This is a genomic window from Cellulosimicrobium sp. BMG9.22, from assembly GCF_059159975.1.
This window is the reverse complement of sequence record NZ_JBZGBY010000006.1, coordinates 111,712-134,038: the sequence shown is the minus strand read 5'-3', so window position 1 is coordinate 134,038 and position 22,327 is coordinate 111,712. Positions and strand designations below refer to the sequence as shown.

Sequence of the window (22,327 nt, the reverse complement as noted above, 5' to 3'; positions counted from 1 at the left end):
GACGACTCAGGTGCTGCGTGCGAGACGACGCGCCGACCACCCGCCTGCCACGCCCGCGACGCCGGCCCCCAGCACCACGGCGACGACGAGCGGGGCCGTGGGCGTCGGTGAGGACGCGCCCGGCGGCACAGGAGCGGCCACCACCGGGGCGAGGGACGCCGCCGTCGCGACGAACGTCGGCGCCGGGTGGGCGCCGGACGGGTCGGTGTCCGTCCAGTCGTACGACGCTCCCGACGGGCACGACTGCTCCGCGGGGAACACGAACGCCTGGCCGACGTCGCCCGTCACCCGGACGTCGACCGTGAAGGCGGCGCGCTCGCCGTCGGGCACGGGCTCGCCCTCCCAGGCCACCGCGTCCGCGGAGACCTCCGACGTCCACCCCTCCGGCTGGTCCGCCGAGAGCGCCTTGACGCCCTCGGGCAGGGTCACCCGCAGCGTGTCGGTGGGCTCGCCGTCGCACCCGTGGTCGAACGTGAACGTGAGCGTCGAGATCCCGTCACCGTGCGGCTCGACGGTCTCGATGAGCACGTGCGCTCCCGCCGGCCCGGCGGTGAGGACGACGACCGCGGTGGCCGCGAGGACGGCTGCCGCCCGCCGTGCGAGCGTCGCGCGCGGTCGAGCGTTCGTCCGGGTCATGGCGTCGCCTCCACGGGGATCTCGACGATCGGGTTCTCGTACTTCGACGTCCGGACGCTCACGTGGAGCGTCCAGTCGCCGGCCATCGGCAGGTCGAGCGTCGCCTCGTACGTTCCCGGTCCGGTCGGCGTGAGCGGCCGGGCGAAGGGACCGAGCGCCGGCTCGGCGAGCGTCGTCGTCAGCTCGGGCACCTCGACGGGCTCGAGCGGCGCGCCGTCGGCGTCGAGCAGCTCGAGCTCCAGCGCGTTGACGCCCACGCGCCCGGGGGTGACCCGCGCGCGGAGCGTCCCGTCGCCGAGGGGTTCGACGACCTCGACCGCCTGGGGCGCGGTCTCCGCAGCGGGCGGCGGCGCGTCCGCGACAGGGCTCCGGGAGACGAGCACGCCCGTCACGACGAGCACGACCCCCAGCAGGGCCGCCTCGGCAGCGACCGTCCGGCCGAGCCGACGACGCGCGGTGGCGGACGTCGCCCGGGACGCACGACCGCCGGAGCCCGCGATCTCGGGCACGAGCCGGTACCGGTTCCAGGCCGCGATCGCGACGAGGCACAGCGCGACGCCGACCTTGACGAGCAGCGTCTGCCCGTACGCGGTCGACACGAGCGCCTCGACCGTGCCGAGGATGCGCCAGCCGAGGACGGTCCCCGTGAGCGCGAGCGCGAGGACGACCCACGCGCCGAGCGCGGAGAACCGCGAGACGGTCGTTGCGCCCCGTCGCGCGTCCACGTGCGCGGACGGCGCGAGCGTGAGCGCGAGCCCGAGCACCCCGCCGAGCCACACGGCTCCGGCGACGACGTGCAGCGCGTCCGCCGTGACCACGAGCCACGGCGGGCCGAACGTCCGCGTGTGCCCGACGAGCACGAGCGACCCGAGCGCGAGCGCCGACGCGCCGAGCGCGACCCCGGCGGGCCACGCCGCCCGGGTCTCGCGGCCCGCGCGGGGTGCGACGAGCGTCGCGACCACCAGCCCGACCAGCCCGAGCACGCCCGCGACGGTCGCCTCCGACGAGAGCCCCGACGTCCACGTCGCGGGCTCGACGAGCGCGCGGAGCCCCGCGCCGGCCTGCCACGCCGGCGTGAGCGGGACCGCGAGCACGATGCCCATGCCCGCGACGACGAGCGCCCAGCGCCGCACGCGCTGCAGCCGACGCCGCAGGACCGGCGCAGCCCCGGGCGACACGTGCAGCACGAGGAGCTCGAACGCGACGAGCCCGGCGACGAGGAACGTCCCCGCGTAGACCGCGGCCTGGTCGAGCGCACGCACGGCGACGAGGGCCGCCGTCGGCTCGGCGACGCGGGCCTCGACCGTCGTCGTGCTCGGCGCGCCGACGGAGAACGTGAACGCCCCGGCGACGGGGTGGCTGTCGAGCGAGACGACGCGCCAGCTCACGACGTACGTGCCGTCGTCGAGCGGCTCGTCCGGGGTGACGACCAGCGCCGAGTCGACCGCGTCGACCGCCACGTCGACCGGCGAGCCGTCGGCGGCGAGCACGGTGGTCCCGCCGTCGACCGCCTGCACCGGCTCGTTGAAGGTGATGGTCAGTTCGTCGGGCGGGGCGTCGAGGACGGTGCCGTCCTGCGGGTCGGTGCCCACGAGGACGGCGTGGGCCGCGGCCGGGCCGCTCGCGAGGATCGCGAGCAGGACCGCGGCCGCGGCACCGACGACGACGGCCACCACCCGGCGCAGGGCCGGGCGGCTCACGGGGTCAGGCCCTGGCGCGGCGCGTGCGCAGGAACGCGAGCAGCCCGAGCACGAGCCCGGCCGCGCCCAGCGCGAGCGCGACCCACGTCGCGACGGGCGTCGAGGCGTCGTCCGACGTCGTCGCGGCCGCGCCGTCCGCACCGGCGGCCTGGGCGTCCGTCCCGTCGTCGACCGCGGTCTCCGCGTCGGCCTCTGCCGAGTCCCCGTGGCCGTCGCCCTCGGCGGCCGTGAGCTCGAACATCGGCGCGGGCAGCTCGAGCGCGTCGGCGTCCTCGCCCTCCGCGGGGACCTGCACCCAGGCGCTCTCGCCCTCCTCGCAGGTCTGGACCGTCGGGAAGACGAGCGTCTCGCCCTCCGCCTCGGGCAGCTTGAGGGAGAGCACGAACGCGTCCCGGTACCCGTCGGGCAGCGGGGTCTTCGCCGTGTAGACGATCTCGGCGACCCGCTCGGTGTACTCGCCGCCGTGCCCGTCGTCGACGGGCTCGGCGAGGTCCTCCATGACCTTCTCGACGTCCCAGCCGGGGTTCACGCTCGGCGTGACCGCGATGATCTGCTCGGGCATCTGGATGGAGACCTTCGTGGTCGACGACTCGCCGCACCCGTGCGGGACGCCGAACGTGAGGAGCGCGTACGCGCCCGCGAAGGTGGTGTCGGGCGTCACGCCGACGTGGGCGGACGCGGCGCTCGCGCCGACGACGACGAGACCGGTGGTCAGTGCGGCGGCGCCGAGGGCGCGCAGGGTCTTTCGCATGAGGGTGGACCTTTCGAGAAGTGGGAGGTGCGCGCGCAGGCACGACGTCGTGCCCGCCGGGGCGCGCGGGAGCGGGACGCCGGGGTACGAACGCGCGGGTACGGCGTTCGGTGTGCAGCGTCCGGGGTCAGGCGAAGGCCGGTGGGGCGCGTCCGCCGACCGTCCCGGGCACGGGGGCCGGGCGGACGGTGGGCAGCGCGGCGCTCGCGGGGAGCGCGGCCGTGACGGCCAGAGCGCGCGGACGCGCGGGGATGCCGCGCCCGGTGAGCCAGGACCACAGGCGCCAGAGGGCCGAGTCGCCGTGGCGGAGCAGGAGTGCGACGACGACCGTGGCGAGGGCGTGCGCGCCGAGCATCGCGAGGGTCGAGGTCTCGTCGGCATGCCCGTGCGACGAGACCGCCGGCACGGGCGTCAGCGTGGCGCTCGCCTCGAAGCCGTGGTGCAGGGCGAGCTGCCCGACCCCCAGCACGGCCAGCAGCACGGGCAGCCGGACCTCCCGCCGGGCGAGCGGCCGGACGGCGACCGCGGTGAGCACGGCGAGCACGACGAGCGGGACGAGGCCCGGCCGCGCGCCGCCGGCGAGGTCGTGAGAGACGACCGACAGACCGACGACCACGGCGGCGAGCAGAAGGGCGCGCAGGCCGTGCAGCAGTCCGAGGCCGGGCGACGTCATGGTCGTGCGCTCGCGATGGTCCTGGTCGGGATGCCGGTCGGCAGGATGAACGGCATCGACCGGCACCTCCTGCTCGATGGCGTCGGCACCCCGTTGCACCGTCCGCTCGCTTCCGTCAGAACGTAGCGGCACTTTCGGTCGTCGTCAATCAAAAGTCACACCCTCTTCCCGCATCGAGGAGCGCTGCCGTGGGCCGGCCCGGGCGACCGGACGGAGGTGTCCCCGCCCGGTGCGCCGGTGTGGTCGGTCGTCAGTCCTGCGGGTCGTGCGGGGATCCCGCCCCACGACGGCGCAGCACGAGCACGACGACGACCGCGGCCGCGACGACCAGGGCCCCGAGACCGACGAGCACGGGGACGAGCGAGGACCCGCCGTCCTCCGCGGCTTCCTCCGCGACACCGGCGTCAGGCGCCGGGGCGGAGGTCGTCTCCGCGGACGCCGTCTCGTCCGGGGTCACCGTCTCCGTCGCCGGCCCCTCGGTGGCCGTGGGCGTCGGCTCCGGCTGGGCGGCGACGGCGAACGCGAAGGTCCCCTCGATCGGGTGCCCGTCCGACGACACGACGCGCCACGCGACGGTGTACGTGTCGCCGCCGAGCGCGACGGCCGGGTCGATCGCGAACGACGCGGTGCTGCCGTCGATCGTCGGCGCGCCCTGCGTGACGACCGTCCCCGCCGAGTCCGAGACGACGACCTGCGGCTCGACGGCGAGCGGCTCGGTGTTGAACGCGAGGGTGATCGCCGCGGGCGGGGCGGCGAGCTGCGCCCCGTCGGCCGGGTCGGACGAGAGGAGCCGGTCGTGCGCGAACGCCGGGGCGGCGGTGAGCGTCGAGACCGCGGTCGTGAGGCCGAACGACAGCGCGAGCGTCGCGACGAGCGCGAGGAGGGCAGCAGGGAGAGCCGACAGGGGTCGGCGCAGGGAGAGGGTCATGAGGATCTTCCGTCCGAGGCGCGGCGGTCGCCGCACGGTGGTGCCCCGTGGCCCGGCGGTCGCCGGGTCTGCCTCGTCGGGTGCCGCGTCAGGACGCGGCGAGGGGGCGGTGCGGTGCTCCCGACGGGCCGTCGCCCGACGGCGGACCGCGGGTCGGGGTGGCGCGCGGACGCCACGCGACCACAGGACGCGACGCGTGGGACGGGACCACCAGGCGGGGGCCGGTCACCGGCACGGCCACGGGCGCGGGGAGCGCGACGTGCGGCGTCACCCAGGCGAGGAACCGCTCGAGCGCGCGCTCGCCGAGCGACAGGACGAGCGCGAGCACGACGGTCGCGACCACGTGCGCGGCGACCATCCACAGGCCCGCGGTGCCCGACGCCGCGAGGTGCGCCGGGTGCGCGAGGCTCGCCCCGCCGTCGGGCAGCGCGGAGGGCGCCGCGCACACGACGCCGCCGGCGGTCGCGACGGCATGACCATGGCCCACGCCGGGTGCGCACGATCCGCCCGGGGCGAGCACCGTGAGGGCCTGGTGCAGCCCGAGCTGCGCGCCCCCGAGGAGCGCGACGAGCCGGGCGGGCGTGAACCGCACGCGCGCGGCCGCCGTCGTGCCGGCGAGCGTGAACGCGGCGAGGGCCGCGAGCACCAGCGGGTCCGGGAGCGCCCCGCCCGCCACACGGTGGGCGAGCGCCGTCAGGGCGAGCACGAGGGTCGCCACGAGCGCGGCGCGTGCGACGCGCAGCGGACCGACGACCGGGGTAGGCACGGAGGCCACCTTAGCGCGAGGTCTCGCCGCCCGGCGGGGCCGCCTCGGTGGGCGACGACGCCTCGACGGCCGACGGCCTGGCCGGCGTCACGATGCCCGGGTAGCGGCCGATCGCGGGTCCGGTGGGCAGGAGCCGGTCGATCCCGACCAGGACGAGGCCGAGCACGAGGAAGCCCGCGCCGTAGAGCACGACGTTGACGAGCAACCCGGTCCAGCCGAGCGCGTCGAGGTCGACGAACCCGTACGGGTACTCGCTGCCCGGGCTGACGAACCCGCGGATCGTCGTGAACGCGAAGTAGGCGAGCGGGTAGAGCAGCCAGCGCGCGGCGTCGAGGCCGCGCAGGCGGCGGTGCGCGTCGAGCAGGACGAAGTCGGCGACGACGGCGAGCGGAAGCACCTCGTGCTCGATCTGCCCGTCGGTCAGGCCGAGGAGGACGGCGGGCGCGTCGGGCTCCTCGGGTGCGAGCACGAGCCACGACACGAGACCGGTGATCGCGGCGAACAGCGTCACCGCGCCCTTGAACCACGCCGGCGGCTGCGCGCGCCGGAACAGCGACGCGAACCCCGCCCACGCGAACGCGACCGCGACGAGGAAGCCGGTCTGGTTCGTGAAGTAGACGAGGCCCTCGATGTCGCCGTCGCGCCAGACGGCGCGCGTGCCGACGAGGGCGAGGACGACGAGGAACAGTCGGAACAGCCCGACGACGACGTGCATGCGGCTCCTTCGCGCGCGGTGTCCCGTGGTCGTCGTGCCGCTGCGGCCGCCCGACCACGGATACGGGCGTCCCCGGGTGCAGAGCCTAGTGGGCGGAGCGGCGCCGCGTTCGACGGCGGCGCGCCACGACCGCCCACACCACCAGGCTCCACAGCCCCGCCCACACGAGACCGGCGATCGCGGTGCGGAGACTGCGCGCGGCGTCCTCGGCACCGTCGGCGAGCGTGCGGTCGAGGTCGGAGCGCGCGAAGACCGTCCCCGGCGCGTCGGCATCCTGGACGGCGGGGAACGAACCGGCGTAGGGGCTGCCCTCCGGCGCGGGAAGATGCTGCGGCGGGTCGACCGTCGCCGGGTCGACGCCCTCGGCGCTCTCCGCCGCGCGGAGCTCGACCGGCTCGTCCAGCCCGGGGACGCGAGCCGTCACGCGGGCGACCTGGACGCCGTCGGAACCCGACTTGCCCTCGATCACGAGGACGGCGTCCGTCGCCTCGACGGCGACGCCCTCGCTGCTCAGCTCCCGGGCCAGGTCGACGTCGCGCGTCGTCGAGACCCACTGCCACACGCCGACGACGGCGAGCGCCGCGCCGATCGCGATCGCCGCGACCACGAGCATGCCGACGAGCTCACGCCCGAGCCCGCGGGTCGCGCGTGTCGTCGCGCTCGGTGTGGTCACGGCTGTCCCCTGTCCGACGGCGGTCCCGCAGCCGTCGGATCGCGGCCCGGGGTGCACCACTCTATATGCGGGCGGACGGCCGTCCCGGCCCCGGGAACGCCGAAGGGCCGCGCCGAGGCGCGGCCCTTCAGGTGTGTCGTCACCCGCCCCGGCGCGAGGCGCCGGGCGGGTGGGAGATCACAGAGGCTGGATGTTCGTCGCCTGCGGGCCCTTGGGGCCCTGGGTGACGTCGAACGAGACGCTCTGGTTCTCCTCGAGCGAGCGGTAGCCGCTCGACGCGATCTCGGAGTAGTGGGCGAACACGTCGGCGGTGCCGTCGGAGGGGGCGATGAAGCCGAAGCCCTTCTCCGCGTTGAACCACTTCACGGTGCCTGTAGCCATGATGTCTTCTCTCGTTGATACGACCGGCCCACGACTGCGGGTCCGGATGCCGCGCCCTGCCGGGCGCCGACGGTTGTGGGGGCGGGTCCGGCGAGGACCTGCCGAGCGTTCACGCGGGGCGACGAGATGCCTCTTCGCGTGGTGGAGATCGGCGACGACGCCCAGCGACCGGGTGTAGCGGTCGTGGACGTGGAAGCCGTCGGGGAGCTGGGTGACCAGACCGGCGTACTCGCCGTCCGCCGTCGCGACCCACAGGTCGTCGTCGGCGCGGCGCAGCACGAGGTCGGGGCCGGAGTCGCCCGGGACCGCAAGGATCCCGGGGTCGGCGCTCGACCCAGGGTGTTCAAGGGTGGAAGAAAGAATGTTCTCTGCTCTCGCTCCGCGCACTGTGGCGGAGATCGTCTTCGGCAGCTCGTGCTGCCCGGTGCACATGGCCTCGCTCCGATGCTGAGGACCGAAGAACGTCGCAGGAACGACGTCCCGCGACTGATGCGCAGACCCCAGAGTACACCACGAGTCTCCGGCCGCCGGTCGGGGGGTCACCGTGGGGGGCGGGCCTCGGGCGATGATGGGGCCATGACGACCTCATCGACCTCCCGCCCGCTCCCCCGCACCACGCGCCGCAGCGTCGCCGTGACCAACGGCTACGTCGTGCCCGTCGCGTCCGACCCGATCGAGAACGGCACGGTCCTGATCGAGGACGGGATCATCACCGCGGTCGGCGCGGACGTCGTCGTGCCCGACGGCGTACCCACCCTGGACGCGCGCGGCCGCTGGGTGCTGCCCGGGTTCGTCGAGGCGCACGCCCACATGGGCGTCATGGAGGAGGCCGAGGGCTGGGCCGGCAACGACACCAACGAGATGACCGACCCGAACGGCGCCGCGCTGCGCGCGATCGACGGGATCAACGTCGAGGACGAGGGCTTCCGGGACGCTCTCGTCGGCGGCGTGACGAGCGCCGTCGTGAAGCCCGGCTCGGGCAACCCGATCGGCGGCCAGACCGTCGCGATCAAGACCTGGGGCGGGCGCACGGTCGACGAGCAAATCATCCGCGAGGCCGTGTCCGTGAAGTCGGCGCTCGGCGAGAACCCCAAGCGCGTGTACGGGGACCAGAAGAAGACGCCGTCCACGCGCCTCGGCGTGGCGAAGGTCATCCGCGCGGCGTTCGTCGACGCGCAGAGCTACGTGGCGAAGCGCGACGCGGCCGAGGCGAAGGGCGAGCCGTTCGACCGCGACCTCGCCAAGGAGACGCTCGGGCGCGTGCTCGCGGGCGAGCTGTACTGGGACCAGCACACGCACCGCGCCGACGACATCGCGACGGCCCTGCGCCTCGCGGACGAGTTCGGGTACCGGCTCGTCATCAACCACGGGACCGACGGCGCCGCCGTCGCGGACGTGCTCGCCGAGCGCGACGTGCCGGTGATCTTCGGCCCGCTGTTCACCTCGCGCTCGAAGATCGAGCTGCGCAACCGCGACATCGCGAACCTCGGGGCCCTCGCGCGTGCGGGCGTCCGCGTCGCGATCACGACCGACCACCCTGTCGTGCCGATCAACTTCCTCGTCCACCAGGCGTCGCTCGCGGTCAAGGAGGGCCTGGACCGGGACGTCGCGCTGCGCGCGCTCACCGTCAACCCGGCGTCGTTCCTCGGCCTCGACGACCGCGTCGGCGCGCTCGCGCCGGGGCTGGACGGCGACGTCGTCGTGTGGTCGGGCGACCCGCTCGACGTCACCGCCCGCGCCGAGCACGTGCTCGTCACCGGGACCGAGGTCTACACGTGGGACACGACGGCGAACGGCGGGCGCGGTGCGGGCCGCGTCGTCGAGCGGGGCGAGCGCTTCGCACGCTGAGGCGATCCTCGAGATCGACCCGTCCGTCGCGAGATCGACCCCCCGAAGGTCGATCTCGGACGTGCGGGTCGATCTCGCGGTGTCAGGGGCGCGCCGCGCACCCGACGCAGGTCCGCGCCGTCGGGCGGGCCTCCAGGCGTGCGGCGGCGATCTGCTGCCCGCACGCCTCGCACGTGCCATAGGTCCCGGCGTCGAGGCGGGCGAGCGCCGCGTCGGCCTCCTCCACCCGCGCGAGGGCGTCGTGCGCGAGCGCGTCCGCCTGCGCGCGCTCGAACGCGATGGTCGCGCCGTCGGGGTCGTGCTCGTCGTCGGCGTTCGAGTCGCGCGACGCCTCGACCATCCCGGCGACGTCGGCACGCAGCGCCCGGGCGCGACCGACCGCGGCGGCGCGGACCGCGAGCGCGCGGGCGCGGGCGCCGTCGGGTGAATCTCCCGCGACGAGTTGATCGACCATCTCGCTCTGCCCAACGCACGACGACGCCCGAAGCGTCCCGCCCTCCCCGTCGAGACGTGAGAATCCGCCTCGGATCCGCCCCGATCGGGGGCGGATTCTCACGTCTCGGCGCGTCGCACGGCCTTCGCGGACGGGGACCTGAGCCCATGAGCGCCGCATGACAGCGACGGGCGGGGATGGAAGAGTGGATCCGCCCGGCCGACCCCGGGCTGCCGCCGACGAGACCTGGGGGACCTGCATGAGCTCGGTCGTCACCTTCGAGGACTTCGGCGGGCCCGAGGTCCTGCACGTCGACGACGAGGTGGTCGCCGATCCGGGGACAGGGCAGGTCCGGGTGGCGAACCGGGTCGTCGGGGTCAACCCCGCGGACCTCAAGCGCCTCGCGGGGTCTTTCGGCGGCAGGGTTCCCGGGGTGCTCGGGTTCGAGGCGGCGGGGGTCGTGGACGCCGTCGGGCCCGACGTCGACGACCTCGCCCCGGGCGACGAGGTCGTGTGGCACGGGACCGGAGCCCAGCGCGAGCTCTCGCTCGTCCGGGTGGACCACGTGCGACCCAAGCCCGCGTCGGTGCCGTTCGACCAGGCGGCCGTGCTCCCCGTCGCGGCGGCGACGGCGTTCTCCGCTCTCGTCCAGGCCGACGTCGGCGAGGGGGACGTGGTGCTCCTGCACGGCGCGAGCGGTGGCGTCGGATCGGCCGCGGTGCAGATCGCGCTCGCGCTCGGGGCGCGCGTCGTCGGCACGGCGTCACCCGCCAACCACGACCACCTGCGCGGCCTCGGCGCGTCCCCCGTCGCCTACGGCCCGGGTCTCGTCGACGCCGTGCGCGACCTGCCGGACGGGCTCGACGGGGTGAGCGTCGTCGTCGACCTGGTCGGGTCTCCCGAGACCGTCGCGGCGACGATCGCCCTGCTCGGCGAGGACCTCGCGCCGGCCGATCCGGGCGACCCGCCGCGCGCCGTGACGATCGTGAGCAGCGACGCCTCGCGTGCCGCGGGCGTCGTCGACAAGGTCGACGCCAAGGGGGCGCTCGACGAGGTGCTCGCGCTCGCCGAGGCGGGCCGGCTGCACGCCGAGATCGCGGCTCGGTTCCCGCTCGCGGAGGCCGCCGAGGCGCTGCGGCTCGTCGCGGACGGGCACGTGCGGGGCAAGGTCGTGCTCGACGTCGCCTGACGTGACGAGGCCTCGGCACCTTGTGACGCTGCGCACATGACCTTCGGGGATTCCGCGAGATCCCGCGGTTCAGGCCAGGTCCGCGGGCGAATCTCCTTGCACCGACCGGGCGGTGCAGTGTGGAATCGTTAGCATGCGTAAGTATCTTGCCGCTACCGCGGCGCTTTCCTGTGCCCTCCTCCTCGCGTCCTGCGCCTCCCCGACCGACCCGGCGAGCGACGACGCGACCCCCGCGACCGAGACCGCCACCACCGAGGCCGCGCCCGCGCCCGAGGTGACGCCCGCCGTCGTCGCCGTGACCACGACGTGCAACACCTTCTACAGCGGCGAGTACTCCGCCGAGAAGCTCGTCGCGGAGACCACGCCGCTCCTCGCGACCCCCGAGACCGAGGAGGCGACGGCGGCGATCTACACCACGCGCGAGCGCCTCGTCGCCGTCCAGAACTTCGCGGACGTCGAGCTCGTGGAGACCCTCACCGCCATCAAGGCCCCGTTCGAGGCCGCCGTCCAGGGCGCCGAGATCGACACCGCGGGCCTGCAGCCCGCGCTCGACACGTTCCGCCAGCAGTGCACCGACGCCGGGTACGCCTTCGCGTCCTGACGCGCCTCACGCCGCGGTCCTGAGCGGCCCGCCCCTCGCGGAGGGGCGGGCCGCTCTCGCGTCCGCGCCCTCGCCGGGTCAGGTCGTGGGTCGTGTCGGACGGCCGTGGTTGGCTCGTCCCATGGCCCACCCGTCGCGCGTGCCCGACGACGACCCGTACCTCGACCGGTTGCGTCGCCTCTGCCTGCTCTTCCCCGCCGCGGAGGAGCGCGTCTCGCACGGGCGGGTGACGTTCCGCGCGCGCCTGCTCTTCGCGGTCTACGGCGGCACGACCAGGGCGACCACCGACGGTCCCGCGCGGCAGTACCCCCGCTCGGTCCTGCTGGCCGTCCCCGCGGTCGACCGCACCGCGCTCGCCCAGGACGACCGCTTCTTCGTGCCCGCCTAAAACGGCCCCGCGGGCTGGCTCGGCCTCGACCTCGACGCCGCACCCATTGACTGGCAGGAGGTCGCCGAGCTGCTCGACGCGTCGTACCGCGAGGTCGCGGGGCCCCGCCTGGTCGCGCGGCTCGACGAGGTCGGCAGTCCAGCGGCCGGACTCGGCGGCATGTGAGAGCGGACGCGGGGCGTGGCCGGGCGTGGGAGCATCCGACCATGCCCGTCGTCGAGTCCTCGCTCGTGGTCCCCGTCGACCCCGCGACCGCGTTCGCCGTCTCCCAGACCACCGGGAAGGTCCGGCTGCGCTGGGACCCGTTCATCCGGAACCAGCGCTTCCTCGACGGCGCGACGGCGCCCGCGAAGGGCGTACGGACCCTCACGCGGCACCGCACCGGCCTGTCGATGGTCAGCGAGTACGTCTCGTACAACCCGCCGACGAACGTCGGCATGCGCATGGTCCGCGGGTCGTGGTTCTTCGAGAACCTCGCGGGCGGCTGGCGCTTCGCCCCCGACCCGTCCGGGGGCACGAGGGCGACCTGGCGCTACAGCTTCCGCTGCCGCCCGCGCTGGCTCGCTCCGGTCGCCGAACGCGTCGGCTCGTGGGTGCTCGGCCGCGACATCGACCACCGGATCGCCGGGTTCGCGCGCGGGTGCGCCGACCCCGTCGTGCTCGCCGCCGTGCGCGACGCCTGAGGGCTGGCGCCCGGCCAGAGGACGCCCCGCTCAGACGAGCCGGACGACGTGCTTCCCCCGGACGCCGCCGGCCTCCAGAGCCCGGTGGGCGTCGGCGATCCCCTCGAGACGATGGACGCTGTCGACGACCGGGCGGACGACGCCCTTCTCGGCGTACCCGGCCAGCTCGGTCAGCAGCTCCGTCTCGGGGCTGCCGCTGAAGAACCGGATGCGTCCGGACCCGTGCACGACCGACGAGAGGACCGTCGCGAGGCTCGCGAACGGCCTGTCGATGTCGATCGTGACGGCGACCATCCGCCCACCGGGGGTGAGCAGGCCGCGGTACGCGCGCTGCTGGGTACCGGCCGTGTCGACGACGACGTCGAAGCGGCCCAGATGCTCGGGCCGCACCGTCCGGTAGTCCAGGGCCTCGTCGGCGCCGAGGCTGCGGACGAAGTCGAGGCTCGAGGCGCGCACGAGCGCGGTGACGTGCGCACCGAGGTGCTTGCCGATCTGCACGGCGACGCTGCCCACGCCCCCGCTGGCGCCGCGCACCAGCAGCCGCTCCCCGGGTCGGACGTCCGCGTGGTCGCGCAGCGCCGTCAACGACGTGGTGCCGCCGGCGAGCACGGAGACGGCTTCCACCGGGGTGAGGTTCTGCGGAGCCGGGGCGATCCTCCGAGGACTGACCGCCACGTAGTCGGCCATGCTCCCCGCTCTCAGCTTCTGGGCGCCCCACACCCGGTCGCCCTCGCGCACCCCGACGACGTCGTCGCCCACCTCCGCGACCTGCCCGACGAAGTCGACCCCGGAGCGCTGCGGGAACCTGCGGCCGGTGACCAGGCTCAGCCTTCCCGCTCGTCCGGCGAGCTCTCCGCCGTTGACGCTGGCGGCGTGGACGCGGACGAGGACCTGGGCGGGCGTTATCGGCGGCACCGGCACCCGTCCCACGTACAGGACCTCCGGGGGCCCGTAGCGGTCGAAGAGGGCAGCGCGCATGTCGCTCAAGGTGTCGTCCTGTCGGCTCGGGGGTGGTGCGCGAGCATCCGACGCCCGCGCTACAGTCACGCTAGCCATCGAAACGGATGGCATCGTCCACTTACGGGGAAGTGAGAGCGAATGCCCGGCCAGCCCTCTCAGTCGGCACCAGGACGAGCCACCGACGCGGAGCTGTCCCCGGCCCGGCCCGCAGTCCCGCTCCGGGCCGACGCGCGGCACAACCGGGAGCGCATCCTCGAGGCCGCCCGCGAGGCCTTCGCCCAGCGCGGCATCGACGTGCCGATGGCCGCCGTGGCTCGCCGAGCGGGGGTCGGCACGGCGACGCTCTACCGACGGTTCCCCACGCGCGCGGACCTGGTGACCGCCGCCTTCGCCGAGCAGCTCGCCGTGTGCGCAGAGGCTCTCGACGACGCGTTGGCAGACCCCGACCCCTGGCACGGCTTCTGCCTCCTGCTGGAGAAGGTGTGCACGATGCAGGCCACCGACCGAGGTTTCGCCGCCGCGTTCCTCGCCCGCTTCCCGGACGCCCTGGACCCCGCGGGCTCGCGCGAACGCGCGGAGGGCGACATGGACGTGCTGATCCGGCGCGCCAAGGACGCCGGGCGGCTGCGCGACGACTTCGCCCTGGGCGACATCACCCTGGCGCTGCTCGCCAACGGCAGCCTGGCCGGCCGGCCGCACCATGTCGCGGTCGCCGCCTCCCGACGTCTCGTCGCCCTCCTCCTCCAGTCCTTCCGGGCGGATCAGGTGCCCGCGGACGGCACGGCGCCGCCCCCGGTCTCGCTCGGGCTCCACGAGGTCCACAGGCCCGGACGTCGGTGACCGTCGGCGGCGAGGCGGAGGACTACCGGGAGAGCGCCGCCTCGGCGTCGACACGCGCGAGCTTGTGGGGGTTGGCCACGGCGAAGAGGTGCGTGATGCGGCCGTCCTCGACCGTCATCGACACCGCGGTGGCCAGCTTTCCATCCAGCTCGATCCGCACCCCCGGCGCGCCGTTGAGCCACGCGACCGACGCCGTGACGACACCCGCGGTCTTGCGGAGACCGCCGAGGAGGTAGGCGGCGATCCGGTCCGCTCCCACGACCGGTCGCCGCGACGCCCGGGCGAGCCCGCCGCCGTCGGCCACGGCCACCACGTCGGGCGCGAGCACGTCGAGGAGCCCTTGCACGTCGCCCGTGAGGACGGCGTCGACGAACCGCTCGACCACGCGCTGCTGCTCCCCGTGCTCCACGCGCACGCGCGGTCGCCGCGCGGCGACGTGCCCCCGCGCGCGGTGCGCGACCTGGCGCACCGCGGCGGGCGACTTGTCGACGGCCTCGGCGATCTCGTCGAACGGCACGTCGAAGACCTCGCGGAGCACGAACACGGCGCGCTCGGTCGGGCCGAGGGTCTCGAGCACGGTGAGCATCGCCATCGAGACGCTCTCCGCGAGCTCGACGTCCTCCGCGACGTCCGGGCTGGTCAGCAGCGGCTCGGGCAGCCACTCGCCGACGTAGTCCTCCCGGCGACGGGCGAGCGTGCGCAGCCGGTTGAGCGCCTGGCGGGTCACGATGCGCACGAGGTAGGCGCGCGGTTCGCGCACCTGCTCGTGGTCGACGTCCGCCCACCGCAGCCACGTCTCCTGGACGACGTCCTCCGCGTCGGCGGCCGACCCGAGGATCTCGTACGCGACGGTGAACAGCAGGCTGCGGTGGCGGACGAAGGGGTCGTCGCTCATGCGTCCGACCCTACGGCGGGAACGGTCGACCGGGGCGGGAGCGGCGGCAGACCGCAGGACGCGGCGAACTGCTCGGACCGGATGCCGAGCGCGACGTTGGACCGCGCGGTCGCATTCATCAGCCCCACGCGGGCGGAGAGCTCGACGAGACCGGCAGGTCCCAGGTCCTCGAGCAGCGCGGCGGCCAGCTCGTCCGTGACCGCGGGTGGCGTCTGGCTCATCGCCTCGGCGTACTCCAGGACCCGTCGCTCGACCGGCGTGAACACCGCCGACTCGCGCCAGCGCGGCACCTCACGGGCCTTCACCTCGTCGAGGCCCTCGTTGCGCGACCGGAAGTAGTGCAGGTCCAGGCAGAACTCGCACCCGACCGTCGCGGCCGACGCCATCGACGCGAAGGTCGCGAGGTTCGGGTCGAGCCGGTCCCACTTCTCGGCCTTGCGGCCCACGCCCATGAGGTCCTTGAACACCGCCGGGTGGTGCCACAGCACGCCGATCGACTCCGGCACCTCGCCGAACATCGACCGGGTGACGCGCTTCACCAGAGACCCGTAGAGCCCGGTGACCTCGGTGGGCGGGACGCGGGGGGTCGTCGTCGTCATGTCTCCTCCAGGTGTGTCGAGGGGGTGTCGGGCATGAGACACCGGCCGCGGCGCCCGTGTGACACGTGCGCGACGGCGCTACCCCGGGACGCGCCCCCCAGCCCTGAGGCCGAAAACGACGTTGCTGCCGTTATCCCGCGGATAACGGCAGCAACGTCGTGCTCGACGGCGAGGAATCGCCTGGTCGGCGTCAGACGGAGGTGGTCGCGGGCTCCTTCGTGCCCGACGGCGCAGCCGCCTCGGCGCCCGACGTCGCCTCGGAGGTCGTCCCGGCCTCGGTCGACGCGTCGTCGTCGTCCTCGAAGAGGTCCTCGGCCGTCGCGGCCTCGTACTGCTCGAGGTCGAGGATGCCCTCGCGCTTCGCCACGATGGTCGGCACGAGCGCCTGGCCCGCGACGTTGACCGCCGTGCGGCCCATGTCGAGGATCGGGTCGATCGCCAGCAGCAGGCCGACGCCCGCGAGCGGCAGGCCCAGGGTCGAGAGCGTGAGGGTCAGCATGACGATCGCGCCTGTGAGGCCCGCGGTCGCGGCCGAGCCGACGACCGAGACGAACGCGATGAGCAGGTAGTCGGTGATCGACAGGTCGACGTCGAACATCTCCGCCACGAAGATCGCGGAGATGGCCGGGTAGATCGAGGCGCAGCCGTCCATCTTCGTCGTCGCCGCCAGCGGCACGGCGAACGACGCGTACTCGCTCGGCACGCCGAGGTTGCGCTCGGTGACGCGCTGCGTCACGGGCAGCGTGCCGATCGAGGAGCGCGAGACGAACGCGAGCTGGATCGCCGGCCACGCGCCCTTGAAGTAGCTCGAGATCTTCAGGCCGTTGGTGCGCAGCAGGATCGGGTAGACGACGAACAGCACGACGGCGAGACCGACGTAGATCGCGACGGCGAACCACGCGAGCGACGCGAGCGACGTCCAGCCGTACGCGGCGATCGCGTAGCCGATGAGACCGGCGGTGCCGATCGGCGCGAGGCGGATGATCCACCACAGGACCTTCTGGATGATCGCGAGGGCCGAGCGGTTGAACGCGAGGAACGGATCGGCCTTCGTGCCGGACTTCAGGGCCGCGATGCCGATGACGAGCGCGACGACGAGGATCTGCAGCACGTTGAAGCTCACGGAGGTCGACGCACCGGTGATCGCGCCGTCGTCACCGGCCTCGAGACTGGTCGAGGCGCCGAGGCCCAGGGCGTTGCCCGGGATGAGGCCGTTGAGGAAGTCGAGCCACGTGCCGGTGCGGCCTGGCTCGGACGCGGCGTCGAGCGAGACGGACGCGCGGTTGCCCGGCTGGAACAGCAGGCCCAGGCCGATGCCCACGGCCACGGAGATGGCGGCCGTGATGGCGAACCACAGGAGCGTCTGGCCCGCGAGGCGGGCGGCGTTGGTGACGGTGCGCAGGTTTGCGATCGACGCGACGATCGCGGTGAAGATGAGCGGCGGCACGACGGCCTTGAGCAGCGTGACGAAGGACGAGCCGATGGTGTCGAGCGTCGTCGTCAGGCCGTTGGGGACCTCGCCGGCGGCGTCCTGCGGGCCCATGGCGAGGGCGACGCCACCGAGGATGACGCCGACCGCGAGGCCGAGCAGGATCTGGACGCTGAACGAGGGGAACCGGCGCTTGGACTTCGCGGGCGCCGTGGCGGGAGCCTGGCTCACCTGCTTCGAGCCGGCCTGCGGGGAGGCCGTCGAGGGGGTCGAGGACACGGGTGGACCTTTCGGGGTGACGCGGGCGCACGAGCGCCCGCTCTCGGGAGAGGGGCTCGGGACGACGTCGCTGCAGCGGCCGCGAGGCCGGGCGCCGAACGCACGGCTTGGCACGACCACGTGTCAGTACGTCAGGTCACCCAGGTGATCTGCGGTACTGCCGGCCCGGGGCGCGCAACGCGTGTCAGCAGCCCAGGTCACCTGGGTGACCTGACGTACTGACAGGAGTGCGGAGGCGGGGAGGCGTCAGCGACGACGGGGGTCAGCGACAGAGAGCGCTGGCGACTCGACGCAGGTCGATGTCGCGGCGCTCGGTCAGGTGCCACGCGCTGACAAGCACGAAGGTGTCTCCCGGGACGAGGGTTCTCGCTGATGCGGGCAGATCGACGCCCGCGGCACCCGATCATACCTGCTAGCACGCAACGACCCGGACGCATCCCGCATTCCCTCGGCACGCCGGCTCGCAGAAGGCCCGCCCCGAGAGAGCGACGTCCGGCCGAGATAGCGACGCCCGGCACCGTTCTCCGCTGGTCAGGTGCCGGGGATCGCTATCTCGCGACGTTCCCGGGTGATCAGGCGTTCGGGGCGTCGAGGAACGTGTGCAGGAGCGGTCCGGCGGTGACGGCGCCGCCGTCGCCGGTCTCGATGAACACCGCGACGGCGAGGTCGCCCTGGGTCGCGATCATCCACGCGTGCGACTGGCTGCCGTCGCCGTACTGCGCGGTGCCCGTCTTGGCCCCGACCTCGCCGGGCAGGTCCTGGAGGATCGACGCCGAGCCGTCCGTGACGACGGACCGCATGAGGGACTGCAGCGTCGCCGCCTCCTCCGCGGTGAGGTCGCCGGCGGGTGCCTCCTCGTCCGCGACCGTCTGCACCTCCGGGTGCACCAGCACGGGGGACACACGGTGCCCCGCCGCGACGCTCGCGGCGACCGTCGCCATGCCGAGCGGCGAGGCCTGCACCTTGCCCTGCCCGATCATCGACGCCGCGTGCTCGGTGTCCGCGGAGTCCGTGGGCACGTCGCCGAAGAACGCGGGAGCGCCGAGCTCGGCCTCGACGCCGAGCCCGAGCGACGCCGCCGCGTCGTGCAGGGCCTGCTGCGTCACGGTGTCACGCTGGCCGATCATCGCGGTGTTGCACGAGTTCGCGAACGCCGTGCGCAGCGGGACGTCGCCGAGCGCCGCCGTCGGGTAGCCGGGGACGTTCTGGAACTCGCGGCCGTCCACGGTGATCGTGGGCGGGCACGCGACCGTCGTCTCGGGCGTGAGACCGGCCCGCAGCATGGCGAGCGTCGTCGCGACCTTGAACGTCGAGCCCGGCGCGTACTGGCCGGTCGTCGCGGTGGAGAGACCCTCGCCCGCGGTGCCGCTCGCCACGGCGAGCACCTCGCCGGTCGACGGCTGGATGGCGACGATCGCGCTCGGCGACGCCTGCCCCGCGAGCACCTGCTCGGCCACGACCTGCATGTCCGGGTGCAGCGTCGTGCGCAGCGAGACGCCGTCGACCGGCTCGACCGTGAAGACCTCCGTCGCCGCCTCGTCCGGGGTGCTCTCGTCGGGGACGATCTCGATCGACAGTCCGGGCACGCCCCGCAGCTGCTCGTCGTACTGGCGCTGCAGCCCGGACAGCCCGACCTGGTCGCCCGCGACGACCGCGCCCTCGGACTCCTCGACGATCTCGGCGGTCGCGTCGCCGACGCGCCCGAGGACGGGCCGCGCGAACTCGCGGGTCGGCGCGAGCGGCATCTCGTCGTCGACCACCCGCGCTCCGGCGACCTCGCGCGCCGCGTCGACGTCGACCCCCGCCGTGTCCTCGGTGCGGACGGTGATCGCCTCGACGAACGCCTTCTCCCCCGCTCCCGCGACGCGCTGCGCGTATTCCTCCGGGTCGAGGCCGACGACGCCCGCGAGCTCGCGCGCGGCGCGGTCCCACGCCCCCGAGGCCACGAGGGTCTTGTCGACCCCGATGCGGTAGACGGGCCGGTCCTGGACGATCGGCACGTCGTCGGCGCCCAGGATGCCCGCGCGCGTCGCCGCGACCCGGTTCACCGCGAGCCGGTCGCCCTGCTCGAGGTCGGGGACGAGCACGTCGGGCTCCCAGACGACGTCCCAGTGCCCCGGGCCCTCCTCGCCCTCCGCCGCCTCGGCGAACGTGAGCTCCGCCGTCGTCGTGTACTCCCACCCCTGCTCGCCGGCCACGGCCCAGCGGTAGGCGAGCGTCGCCGTCGCGCGCTCCCCCGCGTCGTCGCCCTCCTCGACGACGTCGACCGTCGAGACCTCCACGGTCCGCTCGTAGGGCGCGAGCGGCTCGAGCACGGCCTCGAGGTGGCCCTGCACGTCGCTCGCGGCGCCGTTGCGGAACTCCAGGGCGCTCACGTCGCCCGTCGCGATCGCGTCCGCGAGCGCCGCGGCCGCGTCCTGCGCCTCCGGGCGGTCGGGCGTGCACGCCGCGAGCGGGAGGGCCAGCACGGGGGTGAGCGCGAGCGCCGTCGTCCACCGGGTGACCCGCCCTCGACGCCCGGGCGTGCTCGTTCGACCGTGGACGTGCGCGACGCTGCTCACTGGCTGCTCCCTGCTCCGGACTCTCGGGACGGGAGGGACGCTACCTCACGGCCCGGAAGTCCCGGGCGTCCGGGACGAACCGGCCCGGTTCGTCCCCGGCTTCTTCACGCCGGGAGCGCTCAGCCCTGCCCGTCCGCAGGAGTGACGGGGCCGATCGCGTACCAGAGCCGGATCGTCTCGTCGCCGCCCGGACCGGGGTCGTGGCTGATCTCCACCGACGTGACGACGTCGCCGTTCGACCCCTTGATCCCGGTCCGCTCCCGCAGCCCCCCGGACCGCGACGGCTCCAGCGAGGCAGGCAGCTCGTCGAGCCACCGGTCGATCCGCGACCGGTGGAACCCGAGGACCTCGGCGTCCGCGACGAGCTGGTCGTGCACCGCCTGCCCGCCGGAGAACGTGCGGAAGACGTTGATCGCGTTCACGTACCCGCGGCGTGGCGCGATCGTCAGCTCCTCCGCCGTGGTCGTCCACACGCCGTCGGGCATCGTCAGCTCGACCTCGGCCGCGCCGCCCGGCACCTTCACGACGGCCATCGAGTCGCCCAGCCCCACGGACTCCGCGGTGATCGGCCTGCTCACGTCCCAGCGCATGGGTTCGCCCTCCTCGATGTCCTCGATCGTCGTGCCGGTCCCCGCCGCGCTCCCGGTGCTCGGGCTCGTGCCCGACGACGTCCCGGTGGCCGGGTCGTCCGGGTCGCCGAACGTGACCGTGCAGGCGGCGACGCCCAGCGCGACGAGCCCTGCGACGAGGCCCGCCGTGAGCGTGCGCCCCGCCCGTCGGGCGCGCGGACGCGCGGTCGTCACTGGTCCACGTCCACGTCCCACTCGGTCAGTCTGCCAAGGATGCGGCCGATGCGGTCGGGGTTGGTCAGCCGGTAGTCCTCGATCCGGTCGGAGACGTCCGTGCCGATGATCCGCGCGGCCTCGTCCGGGCGCTGCGTGACGAGCTCCTGGTAGGCCGGGAGGGTGTCCCGCGAGACGTACTCCCACCGCGTCGACTGGTCGGCGATGTTGCCGCCCGGCAGCGGGGTCTCGACGCTCACGGATCCCTGGACCGGGTTGTCGAACGAGATGCCCGTGAACGGGATGCCGACGTTCTCCGGTCCCGGCGTCTCGCGGCTCACCGTGTACGGGTCGTACTGCGCGTACGTCCCGGCGCCGGGGATCGACGGCTCGCCCACGAGCGTCATGAGATAGGTGAACGCCTCGCCCGTGACCGGGCGGTCGCGCATGGTCTGCCAGTCGTCCGCGATGATCCGGTTCTGCTCCCGGTCCAGCAGCGCGGTGTTGCCGTCCGCGAGCGCCTGGGCGTCGCCCGCCCGCCCGGCGTCGATGTCCACCCACGCGTCGTAGGTGGCGTCGTCGTTGATGACGTCCGCCTCGAAGAGGCGCTCGATCTCCTCCATGCCGCCGTGGAGGTAGGCCTCGTGCATGACGGCCTGGTCGACGAAGATCTCGCGCTGCATCGACAGGAACTGGTTCTCGTAGAACCCGAGCTCGGCGTCCGTCATCCCGGCGACCGCCTCGAGCGCCGCGCGGTCCACACCGGGCGGGAGCGCCTGTGCGCCGGTCGAGACCGCCCGCGCGAGCTGCCGCATCTGGTCGAGGTCGAAGAACCCGGCGGCGAACGACGGCCCGATCATCGCGGCCATGCCCGCCCACTGCATCCACGGGTTGTCGAGGTAGAGCTCGCCGTAGTACGTGTAGACGCCCTCGATGATCTTGCGGTTCGCCGACGCCCCGGCGGACGGGTCCCAGTCGGCGAAGTCGAACCCCGCCTCGGCCGCCGCGACGCGCGTCCAGTGCGTGCGGGCGAGGTCCCCGAATCCGGACGAGTCCGGGTCGACGCCGAGCCGCACCAGCTGTGCGTAGAGCGCCGCGACCTGCGCGTCGGTCGCGTTCTCGAGCCACTCCCTGCGCTCGGAGTCGTTCATCGCCGCGTACTCGCCGGGGCTCGGGGTGGGCACCGTCGGGGTACCGGAGCCGGGCGGCCCGCCGGAGCCGCCGGTCCCACCGGGGCCACCCGACCCGTCGGCGGCGCTCGCGGTCTCCTGCTGGTCGGCGTCGTGCCGGAGCTGGTCGGCGCCGTCGTCGAGCAGCGTCGCGGCCGCGACCATCGCGGGCGCGAGCGTCGCGGACCACTCGGAGCGGAACTGCGCGGCGTCCGGCCCGTCCCAGGCGGTCGCGCCGTCGACGAGCGAACCCACCTGCGCCCGCTGGCTGCGCAGCGCGTCGGCACCGGAGCGCAGCGCGTCGGCCAGGGAGCGCAGGGCTCGGACGTCGGCGCCCCACATCCCGCTCATGCCGTCTCCTCCCAGCACGTGCGCCGTCGGGCGGCGCGTGGCGACAGCCTCGTCTCGACGGTCGGACGCCGACGCTACGCGCCGCGGCGAGCCGTCG

The 22,327-nt window shown here is 74.3% G+C and carries 24 protein-coding genes; 6 read left to right on the top strand and 18 right to left on the bottom strand.

Going from position 1 to position 22,327, the window contains the following annotated elements; all coding sequences use genetic code 11:
* Positions 1–6 precede the first annotated feature (6 nt).
* The 9 genes from AC4H2H_RS06910 to AC4H2H_RS06870 form a co-directional block, all read right to left on the bottom strand.
* A complete protein-coding gene (locus AC4H2H_RS06910) occupies positions 7–636 on the bottom strand; it encodes a DUF1775 domain-containing protein (protein ID WP_494370060.1) in 630 nt (209 codons plus the stop codon).
* Positions 633–2,336, bottom strand: coding sequence for a copper resistance CopC/CopD family protein (locus AC4H2H_RS06905; RefSeq protein WP_494370059.1), 1,704 nt, complete (start codon positions 2,334–2,336; stop codon positions 633–635). Before AC4H2H_RS06905 ends, AC4H2H_RS06910 begins: the two co-directional genes overlap by 4 nt.
* 4 nt (positions 2,337–2,340) lie before the next feature.
* Positions 2,341–3,087 carry a YcnI family copper-binding membrane protein gene (locus AC4H2H_RS06900; RefSeq protein WP_494370058.1) on the bottom strand — a complete coding sequence of 249 codons (747 nt, stop codon included), beginning with the start codon at positions 3,085–3,087 and terminating at the stop codon, positions 2,341–2,343.
* 127 nt (positions 3,088–3,214) lie between these two features.
* The gene (locus AC4H2H_RS06895) at positions 3,215–3,859 is read right to left on the bottom strand and encodes a hypothetical protein (protein WP_494370057.1); all 645 of its coding nucleotides are present in this window, start codon (positions 3,857–3,859) and stop codon (positions 3,215–3,217) included.
* 151 nt (positions 3,860–4,010) lie between these two features.
* A complete protein-coding gene (locus AC4H2H_RS06890) occupies positions 4,011–4,688 on the bottom strand; it encodes a copper resistance CopC family protein (protein WP_494370056.1) in 678 nt (225 codons plus the stop codon).
* Between the two features lie 88 nt (positions 4,689–4,776).
* Positions 4,777–5,454, bottom strand: coding sequence for a hypothetical protein (locus AC4H2H_RS06885; RefSeq protein ID WP_494370055.1), 678 nt, complete (start codon positions 5,452–5,454; stop codon positions 4,777–4,779).
* Between the two features lie 10 nt (positions 5,455–5,464).
* Complete coding sequence (locus tag AC4H2H_RS06880) at positions 5,465–6,169, bottom strand: Pr6Pr family membrane protein (protein ID WP_494370054.1); 705 nt, start codon at positions 6,167–6,169, stop codon at positions 5,465–5,467.
* Positions 6,170–6,254: 85 nt separating this feature from the next.
* Complete coding sequence (locus AC4H2H_RS06875; protein WP_494370053.1) at positions 6,255–6,842, bottom strand: hypothetical protein; 588 nt, start codon at positions 6,840–6,842, stop codon at positions 6,255–6,257.
* A 177-nt stretch (positions 6,843–7,019) separates the two neighbouring features.
* Complete coding sequence (locus AC4H2H_RS06870; RefSeq protein ID WP_483776761.1) at positions 7,020–7,223, bottom strand: cold-shock protein; 204 nt, start codon at positions 7,221–7,223, stop codon at positions 7,020–7,022.
* 576 nt (positions 7,224–7,799) lie between these two features.
* Between AC4H2H_RS06870 and AC4H2H_RS06865 the strand changes: the two genes are divergently transcribed.
* A complete protein-coding gene (locus tag AC4H2H_RS06865; RefSeq protein ID WP_494370052.1) occupies positions 7,800–9,071 on the top strand; it encodes an amidohydrolase in 1,272 nt (423 codons plus the stop codon).
* An 82-nt stretch (positions 9,072–9,153) separates the two neighbouring features.
* Here the strand turns inward: AC4H2H_RS06865 and AC4H2H_RS06860 are convergent, their stop codons facing one another.
* Positions 9,154–9,525 (bottom strand): TraR/DksA family transcriptional regulator, encoded by a 372-nt coding sequence (locus AC4H2H_RS06860; RefSeq protein ID WP_494370051.1) that lies wholly within the window; start codon positions 9,523–9,525, stop codon positions 9,154–9,156.
* A gap of 238 nt (positions 9,526–9,763) precedes the next feature.
* Between AC4H2H_RS06860 and AC4H2H_RS06855 the strand changes: the two genes are divergently transcribed.
* The 4 genes from AC4H2H_RS06855 (at position 9,764) to AC4H2H_RS06840 (ending at position 12,365) form a co-directional block, all read left to right on the top strand.
* Positions 9,764–10,693 carry a quinone oxidoreductase family protein gene (locus AC4H2H_RS06855; protein ID WP_494370050.1) on the top strand — a complete coding sequence of 310 codons (930 nt, stop codon included), beginning with the start codon at positions 9,764–9,766 and terminating at the stop codon, positions 10,691–10,693.
* A gap of 133 nt (positions 10,694–10,826) precedes the next feature.
* On the top strand, positions 10,827–11,294 hold the full coding sequence (locus AC4H2H_RS06850) for a hypothetical protein (RefSeq protein ID WP_494370049.1): 468 nt from the start codon (positions 10,827–10,829) through the stop codon (positions 11,292–11,294).
* A 121-nt stretch (positions 11,295–11,415) separates the two neighbouring features.
* Positions 11,416–11,682, top strand: a complete 267-nt coding sequence (locus AC4H2H_RS06845) for a hypothetical protein (RefSeq protein ID WP_494370048.1) — start codon at positions 11,416–11,418, stop codon at positions 11,680–11,682.
* A gap of 206 nt (positions 11,683–11,888) precedes the next feature.
* Complete coding sequence (locus tag AC4H2H_RS06840; RefSeq protein ID WP_494370047.1) at positions 11,889–12,365, top strand: SRPBCC family protein; 477 nt, start codon at positions 11,889–11,891, stop codon at positions 12,363–12,365.
* A gap of 30 nt (positions 12,366–12,395) precedes the next feature.
* On the opposite strand, the gene AC4H2H_RS06835 is transcribed toward AC4H2H_RS06840, so the two are convergent.
* Complete coding sequence (locus tag AC4H2H_RS06835; protein ID WP_494370046.1) at positions 12,396–13,343, bottom strand: NAD(P)-dependent alcohol dehydrogenase; 948 nt, start codon at positions 13,341–13,343, stop codon at positions 12,396–12,398.
* Positions 13,344–13,463: 120 nt separating this feature from the next.
* On the opposite strand from AC4H2H_RS06835, the gene AC4H2H_RS06830 reads away from it, so the two are divergent.
* Complete coding sequence (locus AC4H2H_RS06830) at positions 13,464–14,165, top strand: TetR/AcrR family transcriptional regulator (RefSeq protein ID WP_494370045.1); 702 nt, start codon at positions 13,464–13,466, stop codon at positions 14,163–14,165.
* A gap of 22 nt (positions 14,166–14,187) precedes the next feature.
* On the opposite strand, the gene AC4H2H_RS06825 is transcribed toward AC4H2H_RS06830, so the two are convergent.
* The 7 genes from AC4H2H_RS06825 to AC4H2H_RS06795 form a co-directional block, all read right to left on the bottom strand.
* Entirely contained in the window at positions 14,188–15,060 is an 873-nt protein-coding gene (locus AC4H2H_RS06825; RefSeq protein ID WP_494370044.1) for an RNA polymerase sigma-70 factor, read from the bottom strand.
* The gene (locus AC4H2H_RS06820; protein ID WP_494370043.1) at positions 15,057–15,659 is read right to left on the bottom strand and encodes a carboxymuconolactone decarboxylase family protein; all 603 of its coding nucleotides are present in this window, start codon (positions 15,657–15,659) and stop codon (positions 15,057–15,059) included. The genes AC4H2H_RS06825 and AC4H2H_RS06820 overlap by 4 nt, the downstream gene beginning before the upstream one ends.
* 190 nt (positions 15,660–15,849) lie before the next feature.
* Positions 15,850–17,319: a dicarboxylate/amino acid:cation symporter gene (locus AC4H2H_RS06815; protein ID WP_494370100.1), complete on the bottom strand. Its 1,470-nt coding sequence runs from the start codon at positions 17,317–17,319 to the stop codon at positions 15,850–15,852.
* 310 nt (positions 17,320–17,629) lie between these two features.
* The gene (locus AC4H2H_RS06810; RefSeq protein WP_483776759.1) at positions 17,630–17,707 is read right to left on the bottom strand and encodes a putative leader peptide; all 78 of its coding nucleotides are present in this window, start codon (positions 17,705–17,707) and stop codon (positions 17,630–17,632) included.
* 232 nt (positions 17,708–17,939) lie between these two features.
* The gene (locus AC4H2H_RS06805) at positions 17,940–19,928 is read right to left on the bottom strand and encodes a penicillin-binding transpeptidase domain-containing protein (RefSeq protein WP_494370042.1); all 1,989 of its coding nucleotides are present in this window, start codon (positions 19,926–19,928) and stop codon (positions 17,940–17,942) included.
* A gap of 119 nt (positions 19,929–20,047) precedes the next feature.
* On the bottom strand, positions 20,048–20,731 hold the full coding sequence (locus AC4H2H_RS06800; protein WP_494370041.1) for a hypothetical protein: 684 nt from the start codon (positions 20,729–20,731) through the stop codon (positions 20,048–20,050).
* On the bottom strand, positions 20,728–22,230 hold the full coding sequence (locus AC4H2H_RS06795; RefSeq protein ID WP_494370040.1) for a WXG100 family type VII secretion target: 1,503 nt from the start codon (positions 22,228–22,230) through the stop codon (positions 20,728–20,730). The genes AC4H2H_RS06800 and AC4H2H_RS06795 overlap by 4 nt, the downstream gene beginning before the upstream one ends.
* Positions 22,231–22,327 lie beyond the last annotated feature (97 nt).